At 63.4% G+C, this 16466-nt stretch carries 12 protein-coding genes; 9 read left to right on the top strand and 3 right to left on the bottom strand.

The features are described from left to right. Nucleotides 1–29: 29 nt before the first annotated feature. The 3 genes from L2Y97_RS00780 to L2Y97_RS00770 all read left to right on the top strand — a co-directional run bounded on the left by L2Y97_RS00780 (nucleotide 30) and on the right by L2Y97_RS00770 (nucleotide 4371). Nucleotides 30–806 carry a 3-hydroxybutyrate dehydrogenase gene (locus L2Y97_RS00780; protein WP_247431681.1) on the top strand — a complete coding sequence of 259 codons (777 nt, stop codon included), beginning with the start codon at nucleotides 30–32 and terminating at the stop codon, nucleotides 804–806. 142 nt (nucleotides 807–948) lie between these two features. After that, nucleotides 949–2580: an alpha/beta fold hydrolase gene (locus L2Y97_RS00775; RefSeq protein WP_247431678.1), complete on the top strand. Its 1632-nt coding sequence runs from the start codon at nucleotides 949–951 to the stop codon at nucleotides 2578–2580. A 48-nt stretch (nucleotides 2581–2628) separates the two neighbouring features. Beyond that, complete coding sequence (locus L2Y97_RS00770; RefSeq protein ID WP_247431675.1) at nucleotides 2629–4371, top strand: alpha/beta hydrolase; 1743 nt, start codon at nucleotides 2629–2631, stop codon at nucleotides 4369–4371. Nucleotides 4372–4376: 5 nt separating this feature from the next. On the opposite strand, the gene L2Y97_RS00765 is transcribed toward L2Y97_RS00770, so the two are convergent. From L2Y97_RS00765 to L2Y97_RS00755, 3 genes are all read right to left on the bottom strand, one after another. Beyond that, nucleotides 4377–5564, bottom strand: a complete 1188-nt coding sequence (locus L2Y97_RS00765; RefSeq protein ID WP_247431672.1) for an OprO/OprP family phosphate-selective porin — start codon at nucleotides 5562–5564, stop codon at nucleotides 4377–4379. A gap of 232 nt (nucleotides 5565–5796) precedes the next feature. Beyond that, entirely contained in the window at nucleotides 5797–7209 is a 1413-nt protein-coding gene (gene glnA, locus L2Y97_RS00760) for a type I glutamate--ammonia ligase (protein ID WP_247431669.1), read from the bottom strand. 258 nt (nucleotides 7210–7467) lie between these two features. Further along, entirely contained in the window at nucleotides 7468–7959 is a 492-nt protein-coding gene (locus L2Y97_RS00755) for a YcxB family protein (RefSeq protein ID WP_247431666.1), read from the bottom strand. A 74-nt stretch (nucleotides 7960–8033) separates the two neighbouring features. Between L2Y97_RS00755 and L2Y97_RS00750 the strand changes: the two genes are divergently transcribed. The 6 genes from L2Y97_RS00750 (at nucleotide 8034) to L2Y97_RS00725 (ending at nucleotide 16460) form a co-directional block, all read left to right on the top strand. Further along, entirely contained in the window at nucleotides 8034–8534 is a 501-nt protein-coding gene (locus tag L2Y97_RS00750; protein ID WP_247431663.1) for a YcxB family protein, read from the top strand. Nucleotides 8535–8565: 31 nt separating this feature from the next. After that, nucleotides 8566–10152 (top strand): tetratricopeptide repeat protein, encoded by a 1587-nt coding sequence (locus L2Y97_RS00745; RefSeq protein ID WP_247431660.1) that lies wholly within the window; start codon nucleotides 8566–8568, stop codon nucleotides 10150–10152. Between the two features lie 249 nt (nucleotides 10153–10401). Then, the gene (locus tag L2Y97_RS00740; protein WP_247431657.1) at nucleotides 10402–12222 is read left to right on the top strand and encodes a family 43 glycosylhydrolase; all 1821 of its coding nucleotides are present in this window, start codon (nucleotides 10402–10404) and stop codon (nucleotides 12220–12222) included. 25 nt (nucleotides 12223–12247) lie between these two features. After that, on the top strand, nucleotides 12248–13921 hold the full coding sequence (acpA, locus tag L2Y97_RS00735) for an acid phosphatase (protein WP_247431654.1): 1674 nt from the start codon (nucleotides 12248–12250) through the stop codon (nucleotides 13919–13921). Nucleotides 13922–14065: 144 nt separating this feature from the next. Then, the gene (locus tag L2Y97_RS00730) at nucleotides 14066–14860 is read left to right on the top strand and encodes an undecaprenyl-diphosphate phosphatase (protein WP_247431652.1); all 795 of its coding nucleotides are present in this window, start codon (nucleotides 14066–14068) and stop codon (nucleotides 14858–14860) included. A 13-nt stretch (nucleotides 14861–14873) separates the two neighbouring features. After that, nucleotides 14874–16460, top strand: a complete 1587-nt coding sequence (locus tag L2Y97_RS00725; protein ID WP_247431649.1) for a winged helix-turn-helix transcriptional regulator — start codon at nucleotides 14874–14876, stop codon at nucleotides 16458–16460. Nucleotides 16461–16466: the final 6 nt, after the last annotated feature.

The following is a 16466-nucleotide window of genomic DNA, read 5'->3' as shown; positions in this document are numbered from 1 at the left end:
GCCGCTTGTCCCTCAAGCGGAGCAGCACCATGCAGGATCTGAACGGCAAGGTCGCCCTGGTGACCGGCGCGGCCAGCGGTATCGGCAGGGCGATCGCCGAGGCCTACGCAAACGCCGGCGCGAAGGTCGCCGTCGCCGACATCGCGGCGGACAAGGCGGCGGCCGCCGCTGACGCGATGGGCCCGAACGCCATCGGCCTGGCCATGGATGTGACCGACGAAGCACAGGTCGAAGAGGGCTTTGCGCGGACGGCACGCGAGCTTGGCTCCGTCGACATCCTGGTCAGCAACGCCGGCATCCAGATCATTGCCCCCCTGGTAAACCTGGCCTACGCGGACTGGAAACGCATGCTCGCGATCCACATGGATGGCGCGTTCCTCACCTCGCGCGCCGCCATGCGCCAGATGGTAGCTGCCGGACGGGGCGGAGCGATCATCCTGATGGGATCAGCTCATTCCCATGTCGCATCGAAGTTCAAGGCACCTTACGTATCAGCCAAGCACGGCCTGCTCGGGCTCGCCCGCGTCATCGCGAAGGAAGGCGCCCCTGACGGCATTCGCGCGAACGTCATCTGCCCCGGCTTCGTGCGCACGCCGCTGGTCGAGAAGCAGATACCGGAGCAGGCGCGGGAGCTGGGGATCAGCGAGGAGGACGTCGTGCGCAACGTCATGCTACGCGATACGGTCGATGGCGAATTCACCACCCTTGAAGATATCGCCGATACCGCCCTGTTCCTGGCCGGTTTCGATTCGAATGCGTTGACCGGACAGTCGCTCCTTGTCAGCCATGGCTGGCACATGCAGTAGCGAAGGACTACGTGCCGCCGTGGCATGCGGCGACGCACTCGTGGGGCCGTCGCTGATTGGGCGCCGTGGCATAAGCACCTAACCTGCGCGTTTCCGAAGGCCCGCACCGGATGCGGGCCTTCTCGCCTGCAAGGATGCCCCCGTGCGTTTTCTCACCCGCCCCACCCCCACCCGTGCGGTCGTCGCCGTCGCGATGGCGTTTGCCGCCGTCATGCCGCTCGCTGCCATGGCCGATACACCGGTAATTCATTGGCAAGCCTGCCCCGCCTCGTCGGAAGCGGGCACATGGCCTGCTCTCGGTGATCGCCTGCAATGCGCGGATATCGACATGCCCCTTGATCACCGCCGGCCGAACGGTGCCACCCTGCCGGTCGAAGTGGTGCGGGTCACTGCGATGGATCCCGCGCAACGTGAAGGCAGCATCTTCTTCAACATCGGTGGTCCCGGTGGGCACCCCGGTTCCGTCGTGCCCAAACTGGCCCAACTGTGGTCCATGGCCGATCCAAACGATTCACTCCAGGCTGACAAGGCGTCGCTGGCCAGGCGTTATGACATCGTTGCCGTCATCCCACGCGGCTTGGCGGCCAGGGCCCGCCTGGAGTGCCTGGCCACGCGCAGGCACACCGCCGCCTTCCTCCCTACAAACCGTGACGACGCGAACTGGCAACGGTTCGTCGACGATGCATGGGGCGACGCGAAAGCGTGCCGTGGCGCCCCGGGCGCACGCTACATAAACACCGAGCAGCACGTACACGACATGGATTACGTACGCCGTGCCATCGGCGATGAACGCATCCATTTCTATGGTGTGTCGTACGGGGGTCTGGTCGGGGCATGGTACGCGGGCACCTACCCTGCACACATGGGCCGCATGCTGCTCGATTCGCCGGTGTATTTTCCAGGGAGCTTCCAGACGGCGATCCGGCTGACGCTCGATGCGGAGAAACGGATTTTCGAACGCGATGTGCTCGAGCCGGTGGTAGCGGCACCGCGCAACTATGGCCTTTCGATGGACAGCAAGGCGATCGAGCCGTCCCTGTGGGCCATGCCAGGGTTTCTTCGGCAAGTTTGGCGCAGACAGCTTGCGACACCGTTCCACCTGGCGGCCGCATTGCATATGAATGCCTGGGTGAGGGAGGCCGGCTGGCACGGTTGGGATTGGATGGAGCGAAGCGTGCTGCGTCGCACGTTCTCCAACGACCCGGATACGGATGCCGGCCTGTTCGCCGCTGCGCTTGAACTGGCCGGTGCAAACGCCGCGGCGTATTCGCCTGCCATGCGTGGTGCGCCTGTCGGCAACGCCTTGCTCCACGGTGTGATGCTCGGCCCCGCAAGCGATTCGGTGTGGCTGGCCACGTTGTGCAACGACGATGCGTGGTGGGGTTCGGTCCCGGCGATCCGGGCCCGTGCCGACCAGTACGCCGTCACATACTGGGGCGATAACGGCATGATCATCAAGCCTTACCTCACCTGCACGCGTTGGGGAGGCTCCACGGCCGACAAGCCCGACATGGATATCGTAAAGCTTGCCGCTCCGTTCCTGATGTTGCAGGCGGACGACGATACCCGCACCCCAGTGGAAGGCAGCGAAGCGATCCTTGCGCGCTTCCCCAATGCCCACCTGATAGTCGCAAAACATAGCGACTTCCATGGCTTGTACAACGGCTCGTACACGCCTTGCATCGAAGGCGCAGCCTCGCACTTCCTGCTTACAGGCGAGGTACCTGCCGCGCCAACCCGTCGCACTGCGTGTGACTTCGTCCCCGCGCGATGATCCCCTCGCGGCGCCACGGAACGGCGCTGCCTCATAGAAGGATGCTCCATGAAACCTCGCTATTTCGATACGCTTCTTATCCTGGTAACGCTCACGTTTTCCCTTGAAGCGCGTGCCGACAGGCCTCTTTCATTCCCGGTCCCGTCCGTCGCGTGGTCGGCATGCCCGGATGACACGTTCGCCGATGTCGACGCGAACGTAGCCAGGATAAAGAGCGTACTCAGAACGCGACTTGCCGAACGGCTGCAATGCGCGCGGCTTCGCGCACCGCTGGACCACTATCATCCGGAGGGCCCAAAGATCGACGTAGGCCTCATCCGCGTCACGGCATTGGATGCTGCAAGGCGTGAAGGTAGCTACTTCATCCATATCGGCGGACCAGGCGGCAATCCCCGCGATTTTATCGTAGCGGTGGGCGCGAAGTGGGCGCTGTCCGATGCAAATGACCCGATCGCCGGATGGCAGCGAAAGGTGTCGGACCGTTACGACCTGGTCGCCGTCGTACCACGCGGCCTTGAGGGCGGGGATACCTTCCAGTGTCGGGGCATCGATGCGATCGAAGCACCGCCCGATGCGCTGTCGGACTGGCACGCAACAACGGCCACCGCACGCGATATTGCTGAGAACTGCGGGGCGAATCCCGCCGCGCGGTGGATCGGCAGCGAACAGCATGTGTTTGATCTGGAGCAGGCGCGGAGGGCACTGGGCGAGCCGCTGCTCAACTTCATCGGGTATTCCTACGGCGGCCTGGTCGGGGCGTGGTATCGCGCCATGTTCCCCACCACTGCAGGGCGCTTACTGCTGGATTCCAGCATCGATTTCACCGGCAGCATCGACGATGCCGATTTGGCAACCTCGCAGGAGCGGCACCGCGAGTTCCAGCGCCGGGCCCTGCATCCGCTACTTAGGAAGCACATGCTCTACCGTGTCGCCAATGACGAGACGGCCATCGTCCGTCGGCTCCGGGCCATGCCCGCGAGGGCGCGAAATACCCTCCTGCCGCTCGTACAGAGCGCCTCGTCACTGAAAGCCGCGCTGGTACTGGCCGACCTGCTCATCGAACGGCCATGGATGACAGAGAGCGAGATGCATGCACGCATCACGGGGGTACGCTTTGCCATGAGCGGCGACGTCGAAGCCAAGGTCCGCAAGCGCGTCGACGCACTCATCGGTGCTTACTTCGGCAACGATGCGAAGATCATCGAGGCTCTGGACGCCGGGGAGCCCGATGCGGAGACGATCCATGCGCCGACGTGGCACACGCAAACCCTTGGTGCCCGCGAATCCGTTTTTCTCGCCACACGCTGCAACGACAATCCATGGGACTTACCAGCGAGCCATTGGCAGCGAGTGATGCAAGAGCGGAGCGCGGCGTTTCCCGCCAGTCGCCAGGGCGTTGAGTTCTTTGCCCTCATCTGCTCGCAATGGCCTGGAAGAGTCGCCCACCGTCCCGCGCTCGAGCCGGCACTCGCCACACCGCCCTTCCTTCTCATCCATGCGGAGCACGACGTGCGCACACCGCTGGACGGCGCCGCACGCATCCTTGAACACTTTCCGGCGGCTCGCCTGGTGGTCGCCAAAGGCGTAACGGGCCACGGTATCGTTGCAAATTCGAGCACGCCGTGCGTCGAGAAGGCTGCCGGACACTATCTCCTTACGGGCGAGGTGCCCGAAGCCAGGCTTGGCTCGTGCCCTTATGTACGCAAGCCACGCAAGGCCAGGCAGCATCCGGATGTCGCATCGCCTGGCAATGTGGATGAACTGATCGAGCGCTCGCTTCAGGACAGCTAGCCGGATCAGATCATGATCTGCGCGCGCACCTCGAAAATATGCGGATCGATGCGCAGGTCACGCCGGTCGCTGAAGGCACGCACGTAGTTCGCCTGGAACTTCAGGTACTTCGTCAGGTACCAGTTAGCCCCGAAGGTCCAGTCGTGTTCGTTACCGCCCTTGGTGGGGCCGTCGTCGAGATCCAGCGTGCTGTAGCGAACCAGCACTTCGACGGCACCCCAGGGGCCTTTCGGCAACACATCCGTTACATTGCCGCCGCTGTAGCCGCGCGACTCGCCCGTGATCACATAGCTGCCAAAGGTGTACCAGCCGTGCGCGTTGTAGGCGGGCTTATCGACCAGCTTCACCTTGGCGTCCAGGTACTCGCTCTGCACCGACCAGGGGCCGTGGATCCACAACTGCTCCGCACCGCGGCGATCGATATAGCTGGCGGGTGCCAGGTTGCCCGAATCGATCAGGCGCTGGGTGGTAAGGCCGGCTTCGGGGAGCGCCCGCAAACGCGCCGAGGGTGGGTTGTAGTGGCCGCGGCCATCCCACGTACCTTCGGGGTTCTCACGTGATACCGAGGCACCCAGGTGCAGCACGTTGCCCGCCGAGTTCATCGGCGTCCACGCCGCACGCGCGGCGACCATGCGGCCATCGAGGTCGCCCTGCAGGTTGCCGCCCTTGTAGTAGCCCAGCTGGACCAGATAAGCCTTGCGGGTGAGCGCCCAATCCACGCCGATCCGGCGGTTCGCATACACCGCCTGCATGGGCAGCGACGATTCCATGAACGATGTGCTACCCGTACTGGTGTTGCCTTCAAACCCCACCGGGGTCTTCATGAAGCCAACACGTACTGCGCCGGCATCCTCGCCTAACACGGCCTTGGTCTGCAGGCGGAAGTAGACATCCAGCCAGGTCTTTGCCTGGAAATCGTAGTTCGCCGTGGCGTCATAGACGCCCTTTTTCCGGATGAAGAAGCCGAACTCCTTGCGCCGGTTGGTCTGCGAGTCCTCGTAGGTACCTTTGTCGTTCTCGAAACGATCCACGTCGAACTGGTATTTCAACGCCAGGCCAAAGTCCGTGCCATCGGCGAAGACATAATGGGTCGGCCAGTTGCTGCGCCAGTCGTAGGTATTGCGCGGCGCATCGTCGGCCACGGCACAGGCGCTGCCAGCCAGCGCCAGCACGGCGAGGATCGTCTTCTTCAAGGTAGTACCCCTTCCAACCCGCCGGATGCGTGGCGGCTTCAGCAAAAAAGTAGCAGCCGACGCAGGCTTCTACGTCAGTAATAAAGCCCAGACCGTCACAAAACTGTCATCTGGCCCTGCTGCATCGGCCGGAAGGGGCACGACTTGAGCGAAATCTCAGCGGAACAATCCATTCTGTAGAAAAAAAAGGGGAGCCGAAGCTCCCCTTCCTTCCTCACCCCGAGGAATGCGATCAGATCGCGTAGTACATCTGGAACTCGAGCGGGTGGGTGCTCGCGCGGTAGCGGGTCACTTCCTGCATCTTCAGCGCGATGTAGCCGTCGATGAAGTCATCGGTGAACACGCCGCCCGCCTTCAGGAAGTCGCGATCCTTGTCGAGGGCCGACAGGGCCTCGTCCAGGCTCGCGCACACCTGCGGGATGTTCTTCTCTTCTTCCGGCGGCAGGTCGTACAGATCCTTGTCGGCCGGTGCACCCGGGTCGATCTTGTTCAGGATGCCGTCCAGGCCAGCCATCATCAGCACGGTGAAGGTCAGGTAGCCCGACTGCATCGGATCCGGGAAGCGGATTTCGATGCGGCGACCCTTCGGGCTGGCCACGTACGGAATACGGCACGAGGCCGAGCGGTTACGCGCCGAGTAGGCGAGCATCACCGGGGCTTCATAGCCCGGCACCAGGCGCTTGTAGCTGTTGGTCGTGCTGTTGGCGAAGGCGTTGATGGCCTTGGCGTGCTTGAAGATGCCGCCGATGTACCACAACGCCGTCTGCGACAGGCCGCCGTACAGGTCGCCCGCGAACAGGTTCTCGCCGTTCTTCGACAGCGACTGGTGCACATGCATGCCCGAGCCGTTGTCGCCGACGATCGGCTTCGGCATGAAGGTGACGGTCTTGCCGGCCTGGTGGGCGACGTTCTTGATGACATACTTCATCGTCATCAGTTCGTCGGCCTTCTTCACCAGCGTGTTGAAGCGGGTGCCGATCTCGCACTGGCCCGCGTTGGCCACTTCGTGGTGGTGCACTTCCACCACCTGGCCCAGCGACTCGAGCACCTTGCACATGTCGGCGCGCAGGTCACCCAGGCTATCCACCGGGCTGACCGGGAAATAGCCGCCCTTCACGCCCGGGCGGTGGCCGGTGTTGGTGCCGTCGTACTTGTACCGCGACGACCATGCGGCTTCTTCGGAGTTGATCTCGTAGAACACGCGGCCCATGTCGTTCTGCCAGCGGATCGAGTCGAAGATGAAGAACTCGGGTTCCGGGCCGAAGAAGGCGGTATCGGCAATGCCGGTCGACTTCAGGAAGGCTTCGCCACGCTTGGCGATCGAGCGCGGATCGCGGCCATAGGCCTGCATGGTGCTCGGCTCGAGCACGTCGCAATGCAGGATCAGCTGCTTGTGGGCGCTGAACGGATCGAGGTGGGCCGTTTCCGGGTCCGGCATGAGGACCATGTCGGATTCATTGATGCCCTTCCAGCCCGGGATCGACGAACCGTCGAACATCTTGCCGTCTTCGAAGGTGCCTTCGTCGATGGCGTGGGCCGGGAACGTGACGTGGTGGTGCTTGCCGAGCATGTCGGCGAAGCGCAGGTCGACGAATTCGATTTCCTCGTCCTGGATCAGGTTCAGCACTTTGGAAGCGGCGGACATGGGCAAACCTCGGAATTAGGTATGTGGGCGCAGGGCTTATAGCAATCGCTATGCCAGCGGCTCCGGAGCGACGGACCGGCCTGGAACAAGCCCCGGCATCATAGAACGCCTAAGTGACATGTGCAGGATTGCACCTAAATGGTGCATTGGTTTGGCTGGTGCACCAATCCGGCCGAGGACGTTTTCCGCCCGAAGGGCGAACGGCCACCGTCCGGGTCGATCCGGACATGCTCGACCTTGCTGGTGCCGACGATGCCCCTACGCCCCGAGAACACGCACGTTTGCAGCGCGTGCAAATTCCAACAATCGCGCCTCATGCTCGCTGCGTGGGATAAGCCACGCGGTGTTGCGGCCGATGAATACATACACGGTGTGGGCCGACACGCAGACACGCTCCACGTTCTTCCACGTAACTTCCAGGCTGTCGCCGTCAAAGTCGCAGCGCATATGTAACGGAGTCGCCGTGAACCGAAGCGGCCCGCCACTGCGCGTTTTGTTGAACAGCTGCCGTGCGCTCTTCAATGACATCCACACTGACATCGCGAGCATGGACACGACGAAGCCGCCGATGGCAGCGGGAACGAGTGGCGCGTGACGGATGCCCTGGGGGAAGCACAAGAAAATCAACAGCCAAAGGCCGATACCCGCTAGCAGGAGCTTCCCTCCGGGTGTCCATCGATACATGCCGATCATGCTTCGACGAATCGTCGGCAACGTAGGCTGCGATTCGATCACCAGTACGTCTTCCATGCCCCTGCTCCTTAGGTTGTGGCAGTACTGCCGTATCAGTATGCTCACCTAAATACGTCACCCAGGGAAGGTCAATGGCGCAAGATATCCTCATCATACGCTGTGATCGGACGCTGTCCGGGCTCCGGCGTAGTGTGCTCGGTATGTATCGCTGGCTACCAGACGGTGTTCTGCTGCTTGCAACGACCATCCTGATGGCGGCGATGTGTCTGTCCGACCACGGCCGCAACCCCCTGCTCAATTGGATGCCGATGCTGGTGTTCATCGCCGTCATGCTGGCGCTGGTGGTCCCACGCTACCTGAAGATCGCCAGAAAGCTGTATTTGCAGAGCCGGGAACATGGGCCGCCCGAATTCACCGTGACGGCAGAGCGCATCCGTTGCGACAACGCGGGCAATAGTGCGGACCTGAAATGGGACTCGGTACATAGCGTGTGCGTTTCCCCGCACACGCTCTACATTTTCGTCAACCGACGGTGCGCATGGTTTGTTCCGCGGGGTGCCCATGACGAACGTTTCCTCGCCATGGTCCGAAAGGCGAACGTCCGCGTCCGTGGCCCTAAGGGGCGGATATAGTGCCGGCACAAACAGGGATAGGGGGCACCGGATGATCGATCTCGTCGTGAATATCGGGGCTGGGTCCCGGGTGGCAAGGATCCGGCTCGCCTTACAGGTGGGCGCGGCAGGCCTGTGGCTCGCGTCAACGGCCAGCATGGCCGCTGGTGCCTCGCCATCCAACGCACCGCCCACCTACGCGGCGTTCGTTGAGCAGGCACGGAAAGCATCGACCATGACCGATCCGCTACAGCGGTGCCTGGCCATGCCCGATCCACCCGGCTCCCATTGGCACCCCGCCGGTGTCGAGGCGTATTGCCGCTACCGCAACTATAAGACCTTGAGCGGACCCGAGATCAGCCGACTGATCGCAGCGGGCAAAGGCGCGGCCGTCGACAAAGCGTTCGAAGACTACCTGCATGGCCAGATGACCGATCCGACGCAAGCCGGATTGCTCGACATCGCGGTCATCAATGCGGGCTTCAGGAGGTCGACGCCCGGCATGCGCAAGACGATTGATGCGTGGATGCACCAGCGGCCACATAGCGCGTTTGCTGTCGCAGCCAGCGCCATGCAGTACACCGGTGCCGCATCGATCGCGCGCGGCTCCGCGTACGCCGCGGATATGACGGACGAACAACGGCATGGCATGCATGAACAGGCGGGGCTCGCCCGGCGCGAGTTCGCCCGAGCGGCCACGATGACGCCCGCGGTGCCGACAATGTACTCGGATATGTTCGTAATCGGACGCCTTACCGCCGACAACGAATATTCAATCGCTGCCATGGAGAAAGGCATCGCCCTGGACAGGATCAGCGTGGCCATGCGTATCACGGCCGCCGGGATGTCTTCGCGCAAGTGGGGAGGCAGCCAGGGCTGGCTGCTCAAGCTCGAAGACGATGCGACATCGCTCGCACCCGAGCACCCGCTATTGTGGGTCGCGGCAAGCCGGGCCCACATCGCAGAGATCAATGAGCGGCCAATCTGCCCGGCACCAGGGGCACGTTTTGCGGAAGCGGGCAACGATGTGGCGACAGCCACGGCGCTCGCCGAGCTTTCGTCCGATGCCCGGCGGGCAAATCGTCGCGAGGATGCCGTCATCTTCGCCCTCGAATCCCTGCGCTTCGACGACAGCTCGTACGGGGCCCTCTACACGCTCGGGCAGGCCAATTCGCGCAATATCCGTGACCCATGGGCGACTGACATACTCAGGCGCGCCGCGAGGAATCATCCGACCGATCCAGACGTGCTCGGCGTGGTCGGCGCGTGGATGTACTACTCCGGCAACATGAATGACGCCCCCGGCCTCCTCGATGCCGCATTCAAAATGGGTAACCGCGACACCTGGGTGCTGTCGGTCATCGGCAATTATTACTTTCTCAATGCAAAGCGCTATGACCGCGCCGCGGCAGTCGCCGACCGCCTCATCGAGGTAGATCCGGACATGGCTTCGGGCTACCTGCTCCGGGCGAACGTGCTGATGACCACCGATAGCCCGGCGCGATTCAAAGCCATTCGCGCTTACATTGATCGCTTCGCTGAGGATCCGGATGAACGGGGCGATGTGGTGAACATGCGCCAATACCTCCAGGGGCACCCTGAGCCCTCGAACAGCGCCAAGACAAAGACGCGCAGCTAGCGATCGTGTCGCGCTCAGGTACTGACCATTTCGACGAAGGCGAGGATGTGTTTTGCCGCGTCGCCAGGATTCGCTTGCAGGATCCCGTGTGGACCGTCAACGATAAGACGTCCCGTGTTGCCGGGTAACGGGATCCGCTCCGTCCCTGTGCCTATGGCTGCGGGTATTTGCGATTCTGTCCACGAAAGTTGCCGAGCGTAACGCGGGTTACGCTGGCACCATCGACGGATCGTCGCAGAAGGCTCTCCCATGCCACGCCTTGCCTACAGCCTCGCCGTGATGCTGGCCGCAACCCCGTTGGGGAGCATTGCCGCCCAGCATACCTATGCGAACCCCCTCGATATCGACTACCGGTACAACTGGGAGCAGATGAACGAGGGAATCTCGTACCGCACCGGCGCGGATCCAGCGATCGTGCGTTATGGCGACGCCTACTATCTGTTCCAGACCCTGGCCGATGGCTACTGGATGTCGAAGGATCTGTTGCACTGGGATTTCGTGCAGCCGGATCACTGGCCGTACGACGGTCATGTCGCGCCTGCTACGCTGGTAGCCGATGGAAAGCTCTTCCTCATGCAATCGGCCTTCGGACCGCGGCCAATGATGGTGTCCACCGATCCCGCGCATGGCCGCTGGTCGTTCTGGACCCGGAGCCTGCCCTTCATCCCCGGTGCGACGCAGTACGACGAGTCAGGAAAGGTACCCTTCAATGGCGCGCTGCCGCCAGGGCCGTGGGACCCTGGCCTGTTCCAGGATGACGACGGGAAGGTTTATCTGTACTGGGGATCATCGGACACGCTGCCGCTCTACGGCGCCCAACTCGACATGAACTTTGGATCGAACGAAGGCGAAGGCAAGCGGCTCGCATTCGTCACGACGCCCAAGGCTTCCATCTACCTCGATCCGGCGAACCACGGCTGGGAGCGGTTCGGTCCAGACCACACGATGGGCGACAAACCGGCGTATATCGAAGGCTCGTGGATGAACAAGCACGGTGGGCGCTATTACTTTCAGTACGGAGGCCCCGGTACCGAGTACAACGTGTATGGCACCGGCGTGTACGTGAGCACATCCCCGCTGGGGCCATTCCATTACGCGCCTTACAACCCCGTCGGCTACAAACCTGGCGGTTTCGTGACCGGCGCCGGCCATGGGTCGACGTTCGAGGACGTGTACCGAAACACATGGAACACCGGCACTGCCTGGCTCGGCGTGAACTGGAAGTTCGAACGGCGCGTCGACATGTTCCCCGCAGGCTGGCACGACGATGGCCAGATGTGGGTGGATACGCGCTTCGGCGATTTCCCACAGCGCATGCCAGACCACAAGCTACGCGATGGCGAAAGCACGTTCACAGGCTGGATGTTGCTTTCGTACCGCAAGAAGGCGACCGCATCATCCGCTCTTGGCGACCACCCGGCGTCGATGCTTACGGATGAAGACCCGCGTACATTCTGGGTGGCGAAGAAAAACGGTGCCGGCGAAACGGTGACGCTCGACCTGGGCGGAACGCCTACGGTGCGTGCTGTGCAAGTCAACTACGCTGACTATATGTCGGACCGTTATGGCGACGCGCCGGACCTGGTCACGCAATTCATTCTCGAAGGTTCTGTCGATGGCAGGGCATGGACGACGCTCGCGGATCTCTCCGCTTCCGATCGCGACCGCCCGAACGCATACATCGAACTGGAGAAGCCGGCACGGCTTCGCTTCATCCGCTATGTGCACAAGCACGTGGGCGCGAAGCATCTTGCGATTTCCGATATCCGTGTCTTCGGTAACGCCGACGGCCCCGCGCCATCCGCGCCCACGAAGGTGAGTGCGATTCGCGGCACGGATACCCGCGAGGCCACGATTTCATGGAATCCCATACCCGGCGCCGTGGGCTACAACGTCCGTTGGGGCCTGGCGGCTGATCGGCTGCACTCGACCTACCAGCGTTTTGCCGATCAGCCAACTTCGTTTACCCTGCGTAGCTTGAACCGGGGCGTTCGCTACGTGGTGGCCGTCGAATCATTCGACGAGCACGGCGTATCCCAACTTTCTCAAAGCGTGGAGCTTCCCCCTTGATGGCTCCACCCCACGGTGTGGAGCCATGACGAAGAAGCACGATAACGATACCCCTGACGCCGGCCGGCGCCGCCTGCTTGGCGGCATGGCCACGACGGGTGCGATGCTGGCCCTGGGTGGGGCTGCGGACGCTGCCGCAGGCGCCGCGAAGACGGCGCCCGCCGCGCCGACGGGTGCCGCGCTCGATGCCCTCCTGGAAAAGCACATCCAGAACGTCGTCGTCATCTACGCCGAGAACCGCAGCTTCAACAATCTTTTCGCGAACTTCCCCGGCCTGCTCGAGCCACTCAAGGATGTGCCTGCCGAGCGCACTGTCCAGCGCGACCGCGATGGCACGCCGCTGAAGACCCTTCCGCCGATCTGGGGCGGCATGGTCCCGCACGAACAGACCGTGGACCACCGCACGTACAAGATCGCCGAAGGCGACATCACCGGCCTGCCGAACGCCCCCTGGGCGCTGCACACTGGCGATGGCACGCCGCTCCCGCACGGCGTGGTTACCCGCGACCTCGTGCACGCGTTCTACAACAACCAGCTGCAGATCAACGGCGGCAAGAACGATGGTTTCGTGGCCTGGGGCGATAACGGCGCGCTCACCATGGGCCACTACGCCGACGCCCCCGTGCACCTTCGCCTGTGGCGCCTGGCCGAACAATTCACCCTGTGCGATCGCTTCTTCATGGGCGCGTTCGGCGGCTCGTTCCTCAATCACCAGTACCTGGTCGCCGCGCAGCCACCGTTCTACCCGGATGCGGACAAGAGCCCGGCCCAGTTCGCCATTGCGGTGACCGAAAGCGGTAGCGCCACGGATTACCACCTGAAGATGGACGAGAAATCACCGAAGAGCGCGATGGACGGCAAACCCAAGTTCGCGCACCACAATCAGCTGACACCCGACTTCTACGCGGTGAACACCATCGGGCCGCCGTACTCGCCGGGCTTCAACGTGGACCGCAAGAACCCCTTGCTGGCCGATGCCAGCAGCCCGAATACCCTGGTGCCGCAGAAGCACAAGCAGATCGGCGATGTGCTATCGGCCAAGGGCGTCGACTGGGCGTGGTATGGCGGCGGCTTCCAGGCCGCGCTGGATGGCAAGGGCGATAGCGACGACGGCACGTTCCCGTCCACCCCCAACTTCCAGCCGCACCACCAGCCGCTCAACTACTTCGTCTCGCTCGCCCCGGGCACGGATGCGCGCGCGAAGCACCTGCGCGATGGCGGCACGGGCGAATCGCCGAAGACCAATAAATTCCTGGCGGATGTCGCCGCGGGCAAACTGCCGACCGTGGCGTACTACAAGCCACAGGGCGACCTGAACATGCACGCCGGCTATTCCGACGTGGAGGCGGGCGATCGCCATATCGGCAGCATCGTGCACCAGCTGCAGAAGAGCCCGCAGTGGAAGAACATGCTCGTCATCATCACGTTCGATGAGAACGGCGGCTGGTGGGATCACGTGGCGCCGCCCAAGGGCGATCGCTGGGGGCCGGGCACGCGTATTCCCGCGCTGGTGGTCTCGCCATTCGCAAAGAAGGGGCACGTCGAGCACACCATCTACGACACCGGCTCGATCTCGCGCTTCCTGACACGCCGTTTCAAGCTGGAGAAGCTGCCCGGCCTGCAGATGCGCGACGACGCAATGGTAAAGGCCGGCGGCCCGGCCCCGGGCGACCTGACCGAAACCCTGACCTTCGGCTGACCGACCGCGCGGAAAAATCTTGCGAACAGGCCGCCCGATGGCGTGCCTGGCGCACGTAATGGTGAACAGGGTGCCCGTCGTGCGGGCACCTGCCATGCCGGACAGGCTAAGCTGTGCCGCCGTCCCCATTGGAAGCACCGCGACGTGAATGATCTGATCAGCGCCATCCTCCTCGGCATCATCGAAGGAATCACCGAATTCCTGCCCATCTCGAGCACAGGCCACCTGCTGATCGCCGAGCGCTGGCTCGGCGCCCGCTCCGATCTTTTCAATGTCGCCATCCAGGCCGGTGCGATCCTCGCCGTGACGTTCATCTACTGGCGCACGCTGTGGAGCTTCGTGCAGAACTGGCGCCGCCCGGAAACCCGCGATTACATCGCCAAGCTTTCCGTCGCGTTCCTGATCACCGCAGTGCTTGGCCTTATCGCCACGAAGATGGGCTTCAAGCTGCCCGAGACCATCACGCCGATCGCGTGGGCCCTGATCGTCGGCGGCTTCTGGATGATCCTCGCCGAGCAGGTCGCCTCGAAGCGTCCTGACCAGGTCGCGATCACCTGGCGCGTCGCCATCCTTGTCGGCCTCGCACAGATGGTCGCGGGCATTTTCCCGGGCACGTCGCGCTCTGCGGCCACGATCTTCATTGCCATGCTCGCCGGCACCAGCAACCGGGCTGCCGCTACCGAATTCGCGTTCCTTGTTGGCATCCCGACCATGTATGCCGCTACCGGCTATGAACTGCTCAAGACCTTCCAGCATGGCGGTGCGGCGGGCGAAGACTGGACCGGCCTGGGTGTCGCGTTCGTCGTATCCACGATCGTTGCGTTCGTGGCCGTGAAATGGCTGCTGGGCTATATCCGTTCGCATCGCTTCACGCCTTTCGCGGTGTATCGCATTGCGCTGGGCATCGCCCTGCTCCTGTTCCTCCCCGCCGGTGTCTGATCCGGCATAACCTGTGCGCCGCTACCGACTGCTCGATCTCATCATCGATCTCGACCGGCAAACGGTTGAGCGGGACGGCATCCGGCTCGATGTCGCCGGGCTAAGCTTTCGCCTGTTGGCCTGCCTCGTCGAACACGGCGACCGCGTAGTCACGTTCGATGAACTGATCGACGCGGTATGGGCGCCTGCCGTAGTGAACGAGGAGACCATCACCCAGCGTGTGCGCCTGCTGCGGCAGGCGTTGGGTGATGATGCACGGGCGCCACGCTATGTACGTACCGTGCGTAGCCGTGGCTACCAGCTTGGCGCGCCGGTGGTTCCCGATCTTATCGAGCACGGCAAGCGGCGCTTCACCCTCTGGCCGGCACTGGCCGCCGTAGGTGTGCTTGCGGCTGCCGCATTCGGTGCCAGCTTTCTCGCACGAGAACAGAAGCCCGCACCCAGCGCCGAGCAGCAGATCCTCGATCGCGCCCACTGGTACGCGCGCATGGGCCAGCGCGATAACAATGAGCGCGCGCTCGCCCTGTACGATCGGGCGCTGCACGAAGCCCCCGACGATGTCGAAGCGTTATCGGGGGCCAGCCGTACGCGCGCGGCACGCACCTGCCTGTACAACGGCAGCATCGATGATGCGCGTGATGCGTTACGAATTGCGGGCCGCGCGGTATCGGTGGGCTCGGAGAGCGCCGTGGCATGGTCCGCACTCGGCTATGCGCGCGATTGCCTTGGCGATATCGGCGGGGCCATTGCCGCCTACGAGGCCGCGGTTCGCCTGGATCCCGCCGACGATGCCACGCGCTCGTCCGCAGCGTACCTCTACCAGGAGCAGGGCCGCCTCGCCGATGCCTTGCATGCCAACCTGAGCATGCAGGGCGACCCGGCCCGCGTGCGGTATCGCGATGTGCAGCTGGCACGTGAATACGAGCTGCTTGGTTTTACGACGCAGGCGGGGCAGCGCTACAAGCAGGTATTCGACCTCGCGCCCGATAACGTCTTCGGCAACATCGGCTGGCCAGCGTACCTGTTTGCACGTGGCCGCTTTGACGAGGCGCGTGCGGCCATCGCCGCCGCTCGCCAACGGGATACCGCGCGCCCTGAACTCCCGCTGCTTGAGGGCGAGCTTGCATTGCGCCGCGGTGACAAGGACGCCGCTTCGAACGCATTCGCGGAGGCGCATGCGCTACGCCCGGAAGCATCGCTGCCCGAGACGCTGAGCTTGCTCTACGCGGCCAGGCCCATCGCGGGTGAAGCGCTGCAGCAACGCGTCGTCGCGACGCGCAAGGCCCTGGCCAACGATCCCTGGCCAGCAAGCCGCTTTGAACTGGTGTGGCTACTGCAGGCCGCGGGCGATCATCGAGGGGCCATCGCGGCGCTGGATGATGCCGTGGCGATGGGCTGGCGGGATGCCGGGTACTTGCGCGCTTCTCCCTTGTTTGCGCCGATTGCCGCGGATCCAGGTTTCCAGGACGTGATCGGCAGTATTGAGCGGCGCACGCGTGCCGAGCGCGAACGCGTGCTGGAAGCGAAGTGGTGTCCTGCCGATCTTCCCTGTGATCGGGAATCGCGCGCAAGCGCGCTACTACAGGATACCGTGCCGTAGTAGCAC

It is taken from the genome of Luteibacter aegosomatissinici (assembly GCF_023078495.1).
In the GTDB taxonomy this organism is placed as follows: domain Bacteria; phylum Pseudomonadota; class Gammaproteobacteria; order Xanthomonadales; family Rhodanobacteraceae; genus Luteibacter; species Luteibacter aegosomatissinici.
The sequence above is the reverse complement of the archived record's forward strand: the minus strand, read 5'-3'. Positions and strand labels throughout refer to the sequence as shown.